The organism is Thermaurantimonas aggregans, from assembly GCF_003851885.1.
In the GTDB taxonomy this organism is placed as follows: Bacteria; Bacteroidota; Bacteroidia; order Flavobacteriales; family Schleiferiaceae; genus Thermaurantimonas; species Thermaurantimonas aggregans.
The window spans coordinates 69,823-85,661 of sequence record NZ_BHZE01000005.1; the positions used below are offsets into that span (position 1 = coordinate 69,823).

At 42.1% G+C, this 15,839-nt stretch carries 14 protein-coding genes; all 14 read right to left on the minus strand.

Annotated elements, in window-relative coordinates; genetic code table 11:
* Position 1: 1 nt before the first annotated feature.
* Entirely contained in the window at positions 2-730 is a 729-nt protein-coding gene (locus EIP89_RS03720; RefSeq protein ID WP_124397313.1) for a cyclase family protein, read from the minus strand.
* A 137-nt stretch (positions 731-867) separates the two neighbouring features.
* Complete coding sequence (locus tag EIP89_RS03725; RefSeq protein ID WP_124397314.1) at positions 868-2,157, minus strand: UDP-N-acetylmuramoyl-tripeptide--D-alanyl-D-alanine ligase; 1,290 nt, start codon at positions 2,155-2,157, stop codon at positions 868-870.
* 1 nt (position 2,158) lies between these two features.
* Positions 2,159-3,094 carry a DUF4249 domain-containing protein gene (locus EIP89_RS03730; RefSeq protein WP_124397315.1) on the minus strand — a complete coding sequence of 312 codons (936 nt, stop codon included), beginning with the start codon at positions 3,092-3,094 and terminating at the stop codon, positions 2,159-2,161.
* A gap of 6 nt (positions 3,095-3,100) precedes the next feature.
* Positions 3,101-5,473, minus strand: coding sequence for a TonB-dependent receptor (locus tag EIP89_RS03735; protein WP_124397316.1), 2,373 nt, complete (start codon positions 5,471-5,473; stop codon positions 3,101-3,103).
* A 10-nt stretch (positions 5,474-5,483) separates the two neighbouring features.
* On the minus strand, positions 5,484-8,294 hold the full coding sequence (gene polA / locus EIP89_RS03740) for a DNA polymerase I (RefSeq protein ID WP_124397317.1): 2,811 nt from the start codon (positions 8,292-8,294) through the stop codon (positions 5,484-5,486).
* Positions 8,295-8,393: 99 nt separating this feature from the next.
* Positions 8,394-8,675, minus strand: coding sequence for a hypothetical protein (locus tag EIP89_RS03745; protein WP_124397318.1), 282 nt, complete (start codon positions 8,673-8,675; stop codon positions 8,394-8,396).
* A 135-nt stretch (positions 8,676-8,810) separates the two neighbouring features.
* Positions 8,811-9,008, minus strand: coding sequence for a cold-shock protein (locus EIP89_RS03750; RefSeq protein WP_124397319.1), 198 nt, complete (start codon positions 9,006-9,008; stop codon positions 8,811-8,813).
* A 200-nt stretch (positions 9,009-9,208) separates the two neighbouring features.
* A complete protein-coding gene (ruvX, locus tag EIP89_RS03755) occupies positions 9,209-9,625 on the minus strand; it encodes a Holliday junction resolvase RuvX (RefSeq protein ID WP_124397320.1) in 417 nt (138 codons plus the stop codon).
* Complete coding sequence (locus tag EIP89_RS03760; protein ID WP_124397321.1) at positions 9,610-10,677, minus strand: glycosyltransferase family protein; 1,068 nt, start codon at positions 10,675-10,677, stop codon at positions 9,610-9,612. The genes ruvX and EIP89_RS03760 overlap by 16 nt, the downstream gene beginning before the upstream one ends.
* Positions 10,678-10,693: 16 nt before the next feature.
* Entirely contained in the window at positions 10,694-11,644 is a 951-nt protein-coding gene (gene ftsY, locus EIP89_RS03765) for a signal recognition particle-docking protein FtsY (RefSeq protein WP_124397322.1), read from the minus strand.
* 4 nt (positions 11,645-11,648) lie between these two features.
* Positions 11,649-12,269, minus strand: a complete 621-nt coding sequence (locus EIP89_RS03770) for a C40 family peptidase (protein ID WP_124397323.1) — start codon at positions 12,267-12,269, stop codon at positions 11,649-11,651.
* Positions 12,266-14,413, minus strand: coding sequence for a M1 family metallopeptidase (locus tag EIP89_RS03775; RefSeq protein ID WP_124397324.1), 2,148 nt, complete (start codon positions 14,411-14,413; stop codon positions 12,266-12,268). Before EIP89_RS03775 ends, EIP89_RS03770 begins: the two co-directional genes overlap by 4 nt.
* A complete protein-coding gene (rsmD, locus tag EIP89_RS03780) occupies positions 14,355-14,960 on the minus strand; it encodes a 16S rRNA (guanine(966)-N(2))-methyltransferase RsmD (RefSeq protein ID WP_124397376.1) in 606 nt (201 codons plus the stop codon). Before rsmD ends, EIP89_RS03775 begins: the two co-directional genes overlap by 59 nt.
* A gap of 1 nt (position 14,961) precedes the next feature.
* Positions 14,962-15,735, minus strand: coding sequence for a DUF3822 family protein (locus EIP89_RS03785; protein WP_124397325.1), 774 nt, complete (start codon positions 15,733-15,735; stop codon positions 14,962-14,964).
* Between the last annotated feature and the right edge of the window lie 104 nt (positions 15,736-15,839).

Sequence of the window (15,839 nt, forward strand, 5' to 3'; positions counted from 1 at the left end):
TTTACAAATAGGGAATGAGGAATATACGCGCCGGCACTGCATCGGTGTTCATAGCCGGATGCTGAATATGTAGGGCGTATGGCCCATCGGGCACAGTATGGGGAATGTAGAGAAATTCGCCGATAAGAGCGGGCTTTGGGCTATGGGGCAATTGGTGCTCCCAAAAGCTGCGATGGGCAGCGAGGGCTCCATTGTCTCTCTCCGGGTCTACGGAGGGGAGGTCGATGAGCAGAATGAAAATACCCTTCCTGGCCAATCGCTCGGCATCGGCAGCCATAATGTACGGCGGATGTGTGTTTGAATAGCTCTTGTGAGCTTTATCGTGGGTATTTGGCAAAGTGCGAATGACAATGGCCTGTACATCAGAGGGTATGGAAGGCCATAGCTCTGAGAAGGAGAGAGCGCCGGATTCGCCAGCAGAGGCAGTATACAAAAAGGCTTTGAAAAATAAGAGGCCTACTGACGGAGAAACAGTATATGTGTGGTCGATATGACCGGCTGTTTCGATATGGGTGCCGTGGGCGTGGGGGTTGATGGTGAGGTTGTAAAAGTTGACGCTGCCGCCTTCACGTGTAGAGCCTACCCAGTCGCCGAGTCGCACTGGTTCGCGACGTGGTGGACCGATGTACCAGGCCCTTTCTTTTGACATCGAAAAATCGATTGGCAGGCTGATTTCGAGCATATTGGCCAGGTCAAGGCGACGGCCGTCGAGTTCTACTGTAATGTTCATACAAGTTAACGTGCAAAGGTACAGTTTAGAAAACTGGAATTGCCTCTTGTGAGGCTGCTTACTTGATGAAAGTATAACATAAAGCCGAAAATTTTAAAAATTCATTTTCGGCTTTTGTTTTATCCCTAAAAATCAGTTTATGCTTCAATTCCTAAAATAGGATACAATCGCTCCAAAGCCATTGATCGCGAAGCTTTTACCAAAATGGTTTTATCATTGGGATCGTAGGATTTAAAAAACTCAACGGCTTCTTCAGTAGTAGACAATTTTTTCCACTTATCAGTTTTTACCCTTCCAAAATATTCGCCTATTAGATACACTTCTTCTATTCTGAGTTTTTCACAGAGATCGGCGATGTATTGGTGTGCTTCGTCGGTGTAATCGCCAAGTTCGTACATATCGCCAAGTATGGCGACACGCACCCCATCAAACTCTGCCAGATTGCTAACTGCTCCCTCCATACTGCTGGGGTTTGCGTTGTAGGCATCGCAGATGATGCGGGCCTTTCTGGTATTCACGAGTTGAGAGCGGTTGTTGTCAGGTGTATATGCAGCAATGCCTTGAGCGATTTCATCAATCGATAGCCCAAAGTGTGCTCCGAGAGCTATGGCCGCTGCAATATTGCTAAAGTTGTATCCACCGCTTAGACGGCTCTCTATGATGTGGTCGCGGAATTTAACAGATACAAAAGGCTTTGTCGCGTTGAGTGTGATTTGATAATCAGCCCTGTCGCTGGTGCCAAAGGTGATGATGCGACTAATGCCGACCGATTTTTCGACTTGCTTGGCGTCGTCAATGTTTACAAGGGCGGTTTTACCGTTTTGTCGGGCATATTCGTAGATTTCACTCTTGCCTTTGATGATGCCTTCTACACCTCCAAAACCTTCTAGATGTGCCAATCCGTAGTTAGTGATATAGACGTAATCGGGCATTGAAATAGTACAAAGAAATTCGATTTCCTTTTGGTGATTCGCGCCCATTTCAATCACGGCGATCTGATGATCAGGCTTGATTTCAAGCACCGATACCGGCACGCCAATGTGGTTGTTGTAATTGCCACGAGTGGCATACGCATTATAACGTGTGGCAAACACGGAACGGAAGAGTTCCTTGGAAGTAGTCTTGCCGTTACTACCTGTAAGGCCGATGACCGGAATAGTAAGTTGGCGACGGTGATGGCGAGCTAAATCTTGTAGTGCGGTAAGAGCATCATCTACTACAAAGACACGGTCGGTGCCCTCAAGAGTTGGATCGTCAGCAATAGCATAAAGAGCGCCGGTATCTAAGGCTTGTTTGACAAAAGCGTTTCCATCTGTTTTTGTGCCCTTTAGGGCCACAAAAAGCGACTTTCCGGAAAGCTTCCGGCTGTCGAAGCTCACGCTATCGCACTGAAGGTAGGCTTTATAAATGTCTTCTACACGATTCATTTTAAGGTTGAATATTGAATTTGCCGGTACTTAATCCTATGGAAACTCCTATTCCATTTGAGGAATTGCCAAAAATAGGCTCTGGTGTGGAGAAGAAGGAATCTTCAGAAAAGTAGTAGGCGAAATAGGAAGCCACATAGCGTGGAAAACTTTCAGAGACAACTCCAAATTCGATCTGAATTTTTTGAAGCAAGGAGGAATCAAAGTTTCTGATATTAAGTTTAATCGTTTGGTTTTGAATGGCTTGAGAAGAGTTGTCGACATAAAATCCAAATCGGGTGTAAAAGCCTGAAGAATCTGGTTCAAATGGATCGAAACCTGAAAACGAGTAGGCCTGAAAGTTTGGATCGAGACAAGAGAACTCAACCCACTCCCAGGTGGCCGGATTTTGGCTTTTGGCTGTGATGGATATGAGATATGTCTGAATGCCTTCAGGATTGTTAAAGGTTATGGTTACTTCTCCGGTTGAAGGATTGGTCAGTTTTACAGAAGTCGGAATTACTCTAGGAACATGTGTGTAGGTATGCGAAACTTCCTTTTTGCCAGGATGATTTGCTACCACTTTGTACGTATTTCCCGGTATCAGAGGTCTTGTCGATTTAAAGTACCCTGAAAGTAGAGTATCTGTCCTTCCCGTAACCCAGTCAAAATCAATGCGAATTTGTTCTACTTTTTGAAGATTTTCTACAAATTGTCCATTTTCAAACAAGGCCACAGTTGTCCCGTCGGTAAGGTATTTGTTAATTCTGCGTTTAGACAGAGGGTGCAGCACATCGCTTACCCACACAATCACAGAGCTGTCTCCTGGTACACGCTGATCGCAGAAAACGGCATTCACGGCCATTTGTGTTTCATCGAAATCAATATCTAAATCGATGATAGTTTCGCAACTGAATAGAGTGGTCAAAGCCAGTATTGCAATCAAATTTTTTTTCATGGCATTTTAAAATTTTAGGTTGTAACTAACAGAAGGTATAATCGGGAAAAGGCTGACCAATTTGTACACACCTCTGTCGGGATTATTGTTGTTGTAATAATCGATGTAGATGAAGAATGGATTCCTGCGACTGTAGAGGTTGTAGAGGCTTATGTTCCAGGTGCGCTCGATTCCGATAGTCAATTTTTTATGAAAATTAAAACCTATGTCAGCTCTATGATAGGCTGGCATACGGAAGCTGTTGCGAGGTCCGAAATAGAAGACTGCCGTCAGTTGATCGGGATTGATGTACACCGGGCTGTAGCCACTCCAAAAATCTATGGGCAAAGTAGCAAATTGGCCCATTGGAATGTTGGTAGCGATGCCGGTGCCATATACCCAGGTAAAGCCAATGTCAAAACGTTCGCTGAATTTGTGGTTTAACACGATAGAGATATCGTGACGGCGATCAAATCGAAAAGGGTAGGGGAGTCCGTTATTCAGCTCCTTAAATTGTCGCCAGCTCCAGCTTAAGGTGTAGCCTATCCAGCCGGTGGTATTTCCCAGCTTTTTTTCAGCAAAAAGTTCAAGTCCGTAACTCCAACCACGTCCGCCGGTATGTACTTGCGATTGCCAATCGACGGTAGAGTAGTAGCTGGCTCCGTTTTTATATTCGATCAGATTGCTCATGTGTTTGTAATAAGCCTCTGCCGAAAATTCGTACGTACTGTTCATGCTGTAAGTTGCTCCCACTGCGCCTTGATGAGCGATTTGAGGTTTTACTTTATCGGTGGCCGGTACCCAAAGGTCAGTAGGTAGTCCTATACCAGTATTGCTGAGCAAATGGATGAACTGCTGCATTAGTACATACGATGCTTTTAAAGACGTTTTGTCGCTGAGCATGTACCGGCCGCTGAGGCGGGGTTGGAGGCCTTGATAGGTGACCCCTTTTACAAAATTTTGGGCATAATGAAGCCCTATGTTGACTTTTGTTCGGTTATTTAATGAAATTTCGTCTTCTACATACAAACCATTTTCTACAGATTGAATGCGTTTCGAAAAGTCTACCAAACTGTCAATATTGGCCTGATTGTCTTTTACTTGTAAGGCACCAGGTCTGAAATCGTGCAAAATGCTGCTCACACCAAAGCGCAGATAGTGGTTAGGATTCAGGGCATACTCCCAATCAGAGCGAAGAGAAAAATCCTGGATGTAAGAAAAAAATCGAGCCAATAGGTTTTGTGAGGGATCTGTACTGTGCGTTTGAGAGAGGTAAGTAGTGAATCTGTATCGAGTGTAGTTAAAAGTGGTGTTTACAAACATTTTGTTGTTAAATAGGTGATTCCAGCGTAGTGAACCGGTATTGTTGCCCCATTGCAGACCGCCTTCCACCGTTTCAGTATGTGTTCCGAAATTGGATCTATCCCGGAAAAAAAACTTGTCGATACCCCCATAATAGCTCAAATAGAGCCGATTTTTTGAATTAATTACATAGTTGATCTTCCCATTAAAATCACCGAAGTAATAGCCACCAGTTGCATCATCGGTTTGAACTGAAATCAAGGGTTGAGAAAGTACATCGAGATAGGTACGACGCCCACTGAAGATGAATGAAGCTTTGTCTTTGATGATTGGCCCTTCAACAGTAAGTCGAGAAGCAATAAGGCCTACTGAACCCTCACCGCCAAATTTCCGCATGTTGCCCTCTTTCATCGTAATGTCGATAACCGAACTGAGTCTTCCGGCAAATCGGGCTGGAAATCCCCCTTTGTAGAGCTGCACACTCTTTATGGCATCGCTGTTAAAAACAGAGAAAAACCCAAAAAGGTGTGATGCATTGTACACTGGTACACCATCGAGTAAAATAAGGTTTTGATCAGGGCTGCCACCGCGTACATAAATACCTGTAAAGCCTTCGTTTCCGCTTTGAACTCCAGGCAAATATTGAATGGCGCGGAGCAAATCCGTTTCTCCAAAGAGCATTGGAATCTTCTTAACGGTCTTAAGAGGCAGATCGATGGAACTCATCTGAACATTTTCAGCTTGCTTTTTATCTGCTATTATAACTACCTCCTCAAGCTCAGCAATTTCTTCTTGAATTTCAACGTTGATGATGGTATCTCGCTTAAGGTCAATTTCAAATTGCTGTGTTGCAAAACCTAGCATAGAGAAGACAAGCGTATGCTTACCGCGAGGTAAGCTCAGCGAGTAGTACCCGTAGTTGTTTGTTATGGTTCCAATTTTAAGTTTTGGCACATACACATTTACGCCTACCATGCGCTCAGCCGAGCGCTTTTCGGAGACGAATCCTGAAACTGTAACTCTGGTAGCTCTTTGAGCATAAGAAGTCATTGCCCCTAAAGCCAGGAGCACACTGATTAAAATTCGGTGTATTTTCATGGGAATTTGGTTAATGTGCTTGAAGCCAATTATCGCCTATACCTGTATCTGCTACTAATGGCACTGCAAAATGCCAGGCGTTTTCCATACGGCGTTTGATCTCTTCGCGCAGATGGAGCTCATCCTGGTGAATCTCAAACACCAATTCGTCGTGCACTTGCAGTAGCATGCGTGTTTTGTAAGCCTTTTCTACAAGGAAGCGGTGGATATCGATCATGGCAAGCTTTATAATATCTGCAGCACTGCCCTGTATGGGCGCGTTTATGGCAATGCGTTCTGCCTGACCGCGCACTACCTGATTGCGGCTCTCGATATCTGGCAAATACCGGCGTCGGCCGAGTATGGTTTCTACATAGCCTGTTTCTCGTGCCTTTTTTACTTGATTTTCCATGTATGCTTTGATACCGGGGTAAGTTTTAAAATAAGCCTCTATCACTGCAGAAGCCTCCTGCCTTGTCAACGTACTTTGTTGGCTAAGTCCAAATGCACTAACGCCATAAATGATTCCGAAGTTAACTGTTTTTGCATTCGAACGCATCTCTTTTGTCACTTTTTCGAGAGGAACGCCGAATACTTTGGCTGCTGTAGCAGCGTGAATGTCTTCGCCATTTCGAAAAGCTTGAATCATTGCTTCATCTCCACTGATAGCCGCAATGATGCGTAGTTCGATCTGTGAGTAGTCGGCCGATAGAATTTTATACCCATCTTCTGCTATAAAGGCTTCTCTGATTTTTCGACCGCGCTCGGTGCGTATGGGAATGTTCTGCAGGTTGGGATTGTTACTGCTCAGTCGCCCGGTAGCAGCTACAGCTTGGTTAAAGCTTGTGTGTATTCGACCCGTTTTTGGGTGAATCATTTGGGGGAGTGTGTCGATATAGGTGTTTTTTAGTTTCGTCAGTTGGCGGTACTCTAAGATGAGAGGCACAATCGGGTGCTCTTTAGCAAGTGATTGAAGGACATCTTCACCCGTGGCATATTGGCCGGTTTTGGTTTTTTTTGGTTTTGAGCCTCCTACTTTTAGTTTTTCAAAAAGAATTTCACCTAACTGTTTGGGCGAAGCAATGTTAAATTTTTCGCCGGCCAATGAGGTTATTTCATTTTCGATTTGCCCGATTTCTTCCTCAATGTCTTTGCTTTGATTTTTTAGGTTGGTTATATCAATTTTGACCCCAATCATTTCCATATCGGCCAATACAGGCACCAGCGGTACTTCAACATTGTAAAAAACTTTTTCCCCACCTCGCTCAGTTAACATGGGTTTAAACACCTGAGCCAACTGAAAAGTGATATCGGCATCTTCGGCTGAATATTCGGCTACAAGATGAATGTCCACATCCTTCATATTTCCCTGTCCGGCACCTTTTTTTCCGATGAGTGACTCAATTGAAATGGGTGCATAATTGAGATAATTTTCTGAGAGAACATCCATGTTGTGCCGTGCATCCGGATTGATAACATAATGCGCCAGCATAGTGTCAAAAACCTTAACAGGCAAATGAATACCGTACTTTTTTAATACGGCATAATCGTATTTCCAATTCTGAGCGATCCAGGTTTTTGAAGTATCTCCAAATAAAGGCTCAAATAAGGTTAGCCAGTTTTTTATTTCATCTTCTTTTTCTGGAAGTTGAATATAGTAACCTGTGTGAGCTCTATAGCTGATCGCAATGCCAATGAGCTGAGCGTCGAGCACATCGAGCGAAGTAGTTTCGGTGTCGATGCAGATTTCTGCGTGGTTTTCAAGTACTTTTAAAAGCTGTTTAAATCCTTGAATGTCTGAAATCAGCGTGTATAAATGATCAGTATCGCGAATAGTTTTTCGCCCGAGGGGGTTAGATGCTGTGGCATCGATCTGATCAAAGAGATTGAGCTGTATGGGTTCACTAGACGAAGTGGGGGAGTTGCTGCCTGGCATATCATCAGCAGATTTAACACCATAGAGCTCTTTAAATCTCCTTGTCAAGGTTCTGAATTCCAGCTCTTTGAACACTTCTTCCACCGCATTCAAATCTGGTGGATCTAGCTGAAAGCGCTTTTCGTCGAATTCTATGGGAGCATCCGTCAAAATGGTAGCCAATCGCTTGCTCAGCAAGGCTTGCTCTTTGGCAGCAGCGATTTTCTCACCGAGCTTTCCTTTGATGGATGAAGCATTTTCGAGCACATTTTCGAGAGTTCCGTATTCTTTGAGCAGTTTGGCGGCCGTTTTTTCGCCAACGCCAGGTATGCCTGGTATGTTATCCACGGCATCGCCCATCATGCCAAGCATGTCAATAACCTGCTCTACGCGTTCAATATCAAATTTTTCACACACTTCTTTTACACCCCAAACTTCATTCGGATTGCCCATTCGTCCGGGTCTGTAAATCAAAATATTATCTGTTACAAGCTGCCCAAAATCTTTGTCAGGCGTCACCATGTAGACGGTATAACCCTCTTTTTCAGCTTTCTGAGCCAGTGTACCGATCACATCGTCGGCCTCGTAACCATCTACGCCCAAAACGGGAATGTGCATGGCTTCCAAAATCCTTTTAATATATGGAACAGCAATTTTTATCGCTTCTGGCGTTTCATCGCGATGAGCCTTGTATTCTGTAAAATCGATGTGGCGTTGAGTAGGCGCATCAGTATCGAATACTACGGCTAAGTGCGATGGCTTTTCAGATTGAATTAAATCGAGCAGAGTAGTGATAAAGCCAAAAATGGCCGATGTATCCATCCCAGTGCTCGTAACACGAGGATTTTTTGCAAAAGCAAAATAAGATCTGAATATTAAGGCGTAAGCGTCAAGCAGAAAGAGCTTTTTGTCACCGGGAGCCGTCATTTGCAATTATTTTAGGCGAAAATAGACCAACGGCTCCTAACACATTGCTTTAAGAAAACGAATTGACAAAAAGATATTCGACTGTTGTATAAAAAATAATTAATCGAGATGGTGTATGCGTCTAATCGGCAGAGTAACGCCTTTTTTTAAAATGACTCTTTCTTCCGTTAACCCCCAAATGGTGGTCTCTACTTTAAACTTGTTAGATTCATCTTCGAAATAAATATTGAATTTTGTTTTTTCTGTATTGCCAAGCATCAGTGCTTTTTCAAGGTTCAATTTTCTTAATTTCTTTTGTACATCGTCAGTCAAAACATCTGATTTTGGAAATTTTAGATTTGTAATTAGATCTTTATCAATAGATTGAAAATTTTCTTTCATGGCAAACAACGTTTATTTTGATTAGTACCAAATATCATAAATATGTGTGACCTAAATCAAATTACATTCCAAAAATAAAAAAACCGCCTTTCTTAAAAGGCGGCTTTTGTAACCTCAATGAACAGAAAATCAGATCTATTGGGAGATTTTTGTTACATTGACAGCCTGCGGACCCCGACGATTGGATTCAACTTCGTATTGCACGCGGTCGTCTTGACTGATTTTTTCATTCAGTCCGGTGGCGTGAACAAAGATTTCGCCTGATTGATCGTCGGCAACAATGAAACCATAACCTTTTGTCTCATTGTAAAATTTAACCTTACCAGTTTTCATAATAAAAAAGTATTCAAAATCAGTTTACAAATAACGGCTACGCAGTGATACGACCAACATTTTTAGAAAAATAAATTTAAAACATAATTTATATTATGTTAAATAAAGTTTTTTGACATCCTTAATTTCGATGCTTTATGTCCTAAACTCGTCCTGGAAACAATACCCTAAAAGGATGGACATTGCGCAAATTTTCTGATTTACCTTCTCGTTTCTAAAAAATCCTGTAGAATTATGGCTGCACTTACTTGATCGAGAATTTCTTTTTTTTGACGGTCTTTCTTTTTCATTCCAGACTCAACAAGAGCTCTTTGGGCCAACTTCGAAGTAAAGCGTTCATCGATGCGATGTATGGCCACAGATGGAAATTTTCTCTGAATAAAACGTATAATTTTTTGATAAATTCCCTCCACATCTTCGTTGACGTTTCCGTCAGATTTGGCTGGATAGCCTAAAACGACGGCTTCCACTGGTTCTTGTTGAAGGAATTTTTCTAGAAATTTTTCTATTTGACTTGTTTCTACCGTTTCCCGCGGTGAGGCAATCATTTGCAGTACATCGGTCTCTGCTATACCACAGCGTTTCAGTCCGGCGTCTATAGCTATGATCTTTTTGATGGCACTAAAGTTTTTAAAAGTTCTGAAATTTCTAAACGTTTGTTTTTTATGAAGTTGAGAGCGTGAATGTTTTTTAATTCTTGTAAAGCTTTAGCTAAGTTAAAATTTTCTTCCTCCTGTGCTATTGCCAAGCGATTTAGCGCCATGTGATGCGCATTTGCCTCTTGTTCAGGTTGGCCATTTGTAGGAACTACTATTGCTTTTATATCAAGCCCTACCATCATGCTAATGCCACTAAAGCCACTTCTGCCTACATAGATTTCAGACTCAGAGAGCATTTCGGCCACACCTTCCAATGGTAAAAAGTCGAATATCAACGTATGTGACTCATAGTAAGGCATTGAGCTACCCCCAGCCACTCCCCTAACGAGCACGGTGGGTTTGTCAATTTTTTTAAAAGCTTGTATTACAAGACTTTCCATTTTTGTTCGGGCGGGTTCTGGACCGCTAAGTATGGCAGCTATGTAGTACTTTTTGACTTTTTTTTCAATCGTAAAATCCTGATAATTTGGTATATATCCGATGTAATGCGTCTTTTTTTTCAGATTTCCAAAAACTTTTGTGGTAAATCCGCCAATAGGGTCGCCTTCTATGGCGGGTATCCACACTTGGTCAAACCTTTTTATTTGTAAGCGATGAATGAATCCGAGTGTAAAGGGCCTGATTTCGACCTGATTGGTAATATAAATAGTTGGAACTTTTGAACTGTGGCAATAGGGTCTCGTATCTGAGATTAATACATCGGGCTTATATCGCTCAACTGCTCTTTGAATGACCATCCACTCTTTCACGAAAGTGGGAATCATTTTTAAAAACGTGAAGATCATTTTAAGAATCAACCATTTACCTGATTTTGAATAGCGTATTTTGTACTCAGGCAAAGGAATGAACGTGCACTCTGGGAGGTGTTTTTGTAAAAATTTTAGGGCGTCGCCATCGGAGGCCAGGTAAATCTTATGGCCGCTGCTGAGTAATTGCCGTGCTATGATGGTACATCTGGCTGCATGTCCGTAGCCCCAATTGAGCACACATATCAGCACCGATGGATTCATTGGGTGCGTCTTGATTTCACTTTCCAAAAAAGCTCTCTACGAAAGCCATTTTATCAAAAGGCTGAAGGTGATCAATGCCCTCCCCTACTCCTATGTATCGCACGGGAATATTGAGTTGATCGCTTACGCCTATTACAACACCTCCTTTCGCAGTTCCGTCTAATTTAGTGACAATTAATGAAGTGACTTGTGTGGCTTGGCTGAATTGTTTTGCTTGCTCAAAGGCATTTTGACCAGTGGAAGCATCAATCACGAGCATAACTTCGTGCGGAGCCTCAGGAATGAGTTTTTGAATGACTCGCCGAATTTTGGCCAGCTCGTTCATCAGATGCGTTTTGTTGTGCAGTCGTCCGGCTGTATCGATGATGGCCACATCGGCCCCTCTTGAAATGGCTGATTGCACGGTATCGTATGCCACTGAAGCTGGGTCGCTGCCCATCTGTTGCTTGATCACAGGCACACCAGCTCTTTCGCCCCAAGTAACGAGTTGATCGACAGCAGCAGCTCTAAAGGTGTCGCCGGCACCAAGCACTACTTCCTTGCCCATTTTTTTGTATCGAGAAGCTAATTTTCCTATGGTTGTGGTTTTACCTACTCCATTTACACCTACTACAAGAATTACATAAGGCTTAATGCCTTCGGGTATTTCACTCTGCTGAGCATCTTCTTTCTCAGCCAATAAGCCTGCAATTTCCTCTTGTAAGATACGATTTAATTCATTCGCCCCCAGATATTTGTCTTTTGCTACGCGGTTTTGAATGCGCTCTATAATCTTTAAAGTAGTTTGTACTCCTACATCAGCTGTTAAAAGTATTTCTTCAAGCTCATCTAAAACTTCATCGTCTATAGTAGAGCGACCAGCGATGGCCTTGCCTAGGTTATGGAGAAAGGAGTTTCGGGTTTTTTCAAGTCCTCTATCGAGGGTTTGTTTCTCTTCTTTTCCAAAGATTTTTTTAAAAAAATTCATGGCATTACTGGATTGAGGAGCTTTCGTTTTTCGATGGTTGTTTTACCCTGCCTCCCATATAAAAGCGTTGGTCGTAATACGGCTCGGTTAGTCGCGAAAAAATTACGCCCTTTCGCACAGAAGCATGAGCAAAAACGCCATCGCCTATGTAAACGCCTACGTGATCGATTCGACGTCCGTAAATTTTGAAAAATACGAGGTCGCCAGGTTTAAGGTCTTTTCTAGGCACGGGATCGACCTCAGTAAACAGATCTGCTGAACGACGGGAGGTGAATTTGTGATCAAACAACTCTTTGTACATCAGAACCGTAAAACCACTGCAGTCGATACCCTCGCGACTCATACCACCGATTCGATGAGGCGTACCTTCCCATTGCAATGTGAAATCCGTAATCGCTTTTGCCTTGTCGTCAGCATTTTCAAATTGCCGAGCGGAGATTTTTATGGGAGCTGGCTCAGGGGTTTCGTTTAGCGTTTTATCTAATGGTTTAGTCGGTGTTTTAGCTGTCGCTTGCTCAGTCCATTCGAAGCGCAGCTCGTCAGTGTGAGAGGTTGTTTTTTGTTTTACAGTACATCCAATCAGCGCGAGTGAAAGTACACTGAAGAAAATTTTATTGCTTTTCACTGAGCCTGATTTTTAAAGGTAAAAATATAGAAGGTATTCGAACGGGAAATATCTACCTGATTGTTTGATATATCGATATCAGCTGTTTCAAGATCAGGATCTAATATTACATGTACAGGTTTTTTGTCAAGTGGAAAAACTTTGGAAAATTCTTTCTCATTTTTTAGCCAAACTTCAGCTGGTAGTCTAACGATATGAGAGGTGTTGTCTTCGAAGGTAAATTTTACAATTACAGGCATGATGAGACCACCCTTGTTTTCTACCGATATCTCAAGAAAGTAAGGCGTCTGCATCAAGTCTTTTTCGTTTTGGCTCAATCGATTTTTAACTTCATCAGGCAGATTTTCAAAGGATTCAATTTTTTCAAACGCATTTTCTTTTCTGTGCACGATCTGTGGTACGTAAAGCTTGACCGATTTTAAGTTTTGGTCGCAAGCATCAGTAGTGTAAAACCATCCTCTCCAAAACCAGGCAAGATCTTGACCTACAGCATCTTCAATGGTGCGGAAGAAATCTTCAGGTGTCGGGTGTTTGAATTTCCAGCGGTTTGCGTATTGGCGAAAAGCATGGTCAAAGAGTTCTCTTCCCAGGATGGTCTCACGCAGTATATTAAGGCCAGTAGCAGGTTTTCCGTAGGCGTTGTTTCCGAATTGAAGAATCGACTCTGACTGCGTCATGATGGGCACTAAGGTCGATGGGTCGCTTTTCATGTAATCCACTATGTTGCGCGCAGCGCCTCGCCTTGATGGGTAATTTTCTTCCCACTCTTGTTCTGCAAGATATTGCAAATACGTATTAAGTCCTTCGTCCATCCAAGTCCATTGGCGCTCATCGCTGTTTACGATCATCGGGAACCAATTGTGCCCAACTTCGTGAATGATCACGCTGATCATGCCGTATTTGGTGGCTTTACTGTACGTGCCGTCAGGTCTCGGCCGACCACCATTGAAGCAAATCATCGGATATTCCATTCCAATGCGATCGGTGTGTACCGATATGGCCACAGGATAGGGGTAGTCGAAAGTGTACTTCGAATAAACCTTTAGTGTGTGAGCCACCACTCGAGTTGAATATTCTTCCCAAAGCGGATTTCCTTCTTTAGGATAAAATGACATGGCCAGCGGAGTAGTCGAGCCCAACTTTACCGCCATCGCGTCCCAGATAAACTTGCGGCTGGCCGCAAAGGCAAAGTCGCGCACATTCTTAGCTCTGAAGTGCCAGGTTTTAGTACTTGTAGAGCGCGATTTCTCGTTTTCTAAAGCTTCTTTAGGTGTTACAATAAACACAGGTTTATCAAAAGTGCGCTTGGCCTCACTAAATCGCTTAAGTTGCTCTTTTGTAAGTACTTGAGAAGCATTTTGCAGTTCACCTGTGGCACCCACCACAAAGTCGGCCGGAACAGTAATGCGCACATCGAAATCACCAAACGGCAATGTAAACTCTCCCTGACCGAGGAATTGTTGCGTTTGCCAACCGCGGTCGTCGTTGTACACAGCCATTCGGGGAAAGAATTGAGCAATGGTGTACAGATAATTGTCATCAGCTGGAAAGTATTCGTAGCCTGAGCGGCCTCCGTATTTCAAACGATCGTTGATCGAATAAGACCATTTGATTTTGAATGTGTACTTTTTCCCTGGTTTTAAAGGTCTTTTTAAATCAAGGCGCATCATGGTGCCGTTCACGAAGTACTTTTCATTGCTGCCTGATTTGTCCACCACTTCTGAAATGGTGAAGCCACCTTTAAAATCAGGGAAATAATACGACATTTCTTCTACGCTGATGGTGTCTTTCATGCGCATTTTCGAGATGAGGCGGGCTGTGCTGTTTTCGCGGCTTATGTTTTGGTCGAGTTGTATCCACAAGTGCGTTAGGACATCAGGTGAAAGGTTGTGATACGTGATTTCTTCTTCGCCCGCGATTGATTGTGTTTTGTCGTCTAAAACGATGGAAATTTTGTAATCAGCCCTCTGTTGGAAATACTTAAATCCAGGAGCACCAGAAGCAGTTCGATACGCATTGGGCGTATTCCACTCTTCAATGCGACGAAACTTCGATGTGTTTACTCGCTCTTGAGCATTTGTATAATTAGCCGATAAAAAATTGATTATCAACCATAAAATAATTACTTGCTTTCTTTTCATCATCGTCTTCTACTTCGTCAGATTTAAAAAATGAGAAATGAACACTTCCGTATTTGCGATGGTCGTAAAAATAGGGAGAATTCACAAAGTCTTTGCGTTCAGAATGCTCAATTATTAACATGCCATCGTTTGTCAACAGGTTTCGATTAAAAACTTTTTCAATGATTTCTTCATAATGTTCAAACTCAAAAGGCGGATCGGCAAAAATCAAATCATATTTTTGATAAGCTTTTGACAAAAATTCTAAGGCATTTTGATGAACTACTTTTACGTTTTTAAATCCCAGTTTTTGTGTCGTTTCATAAATGAATTTTGTACATAGGCCATTGATATCTACGGATGTAATATCGTTACACCCTCTGGAGGCCAATTCATACGTAATATTTCCTGTTCCAGAAAATAAATCAAGGGCTTTAACGTCTTCAAAATAAAAGTGATTAGCCAAAATATTGAAGAGCGATTCCTTTGCCATATCTGTAGTAGGTCTTACCGGCAGATGTGCAGGAGCAATGATGCGTTTTGATTTAAATTTTCCGCTGATGATTCGCATATCATAGAAGTTCAATAATTTGGGTAAAGGCTATATGATGTAAACTTTTGTCACCGGCTAGTGGATGAAAATCCACACCTTTTGGCAATGCTGAAAATTCACAGTTTTTGATGAATTTCGACAGTATTTTGTGATTTGGATCTCCTTCAGAAACGTATCCACTTAAATACACTGGAATTTTTTCTGGATTCAATCCAAATTGTTCCATACAAAATAGGACGTGATAGGCAACATCTTCTGGAGTTTCCTTTTTAAAAAAATTGTAAAGCATCAATCTTCCTTTATTGCCAATCAGTATAAAAAATCCATCTTTTAACAGATCTACATATACCCCTAGTCCTGTAATTTCTTGCATTCTCAAAAGTCTATCAGCTACCGTTACGTTTGCCAGCTTAAATCTTGTAGGGCTGTATTTAGTAATAAATTCATTCAATTGATTGTCGATTCCAAAGACAAAATATGCCTTAACTACATCTGAATATACAGCTGCAATTAGTTCATTTTCTTTTACATCACATGTGTAATTCAGATAGTAATAATTCAGTTTAGCATCATACAAACTTTCAGGAACTATTGTGAATTGCTCTGCATAAAACGACCATTTTATTGCCTCTGCATATAGCAAATAAGGCTGTTCGTTTAAAATAGCTTTTTCGAGCAATTTTATCTTTACAGGAGTATTGTCAACGGCGAAATTTCTATAATAAAGAACTTTTCGCTGCGAATGTGATACCGTTAAAAAAGAAATGCCATCAGGTTTTATTCTGATGGACATTTGCAATGCTGGATGTGTTGAAAAAAGCTCCTGGACTTTTAAAGAATCTGTTTCTTGAAGAATCTGTAAACCTGATGCTATTTCCAACGACTTTTTACATGTTT

Bases quoted from the DNA above. Each gene is read 5' to 3' on its own strand.
- EIP89_RS03720 (WP_124397313.1), bottom strand. From the start codon at position 730: ATGAACATTACAGTAGAACTCGACGGCCGTCGCCTTGACCTGGCCAAT.
- EIP89_RS03725 (WP_124397314.1), bottom strand. From the start codon at position 2,157: ATGAATCGTGTAGAAGACATTTATAAAGCCTACCTTCAGTGCGATAGC.
- EIP89_RS03730 (WP_124397315.1), bottom strand. From the start codon at position 3,094: ATGAAAAAAAATTTGATTGCAATACTGGCTTTGACCACTCTATTCAGT.
- EIP89_RS03735 (WP_124397316.1), bottom strand. From the start codon at position 5,473: ATGAAAATACACCGAATTTTAATCAGTGTGCTCCTGGCTTTAGGGGCA.
- polA (WP_124397317.1), bottom strand. From the start codon at position 8,294: ATGACGGCTCCCGGTGACAAAAAGCTCTTTCTGCTTGACGCTTACGCC.
- EIP89_RS03745 (WP_124397318.1), bottom strand. From the start codon at position 8,675: ATGAAAGAAAATTTTCAATCTATTGATAAAGATCTAATTACAAATCTA.
- EIP89_RS03750 (WP_124397319.1), bottom strand. From the start codon at position 9,008: ATGAAAACTGGTAAGGTTAAATTTTACAATGAGACAAAAGGTTATGGT.
- EIP89_RS03760 (WP_124397321.1), bottom strand. From the start codon at position 10,677: ATGAATCCATCGGTGCTGATATGTGTGCTCAATTGGGGCTACGGACAT.
- ftsY (WP_124397322.1), bottom strand. From the start codon at position 11,644: ATGAATTTTTTTAAAAAAATCTTTGGAAAAGAAGAGAAACAAACCCTC.
- EIP89_RS03775 (WP_124397324.1), bottom strand. From the start codon at position 14,413: ATGATGAAAAGAAAGCAAGTAATTATTTTATGGTTGATAATCAATTTT.
- rsmD (WP_124397376.1), bottom strand. From the start codon at position 14,960: ATGCGAATCATCAGCGGAAAATTTAAATCAAAACGCATCATTGCTCCT.
- EIP89_RS03785 (WP_124397325.1), bottom strand. From the start codon at position 15,735: ATGTCCATCAGAATAAAACCTGATGGCATTTCTTTTTTAACGGTATCA.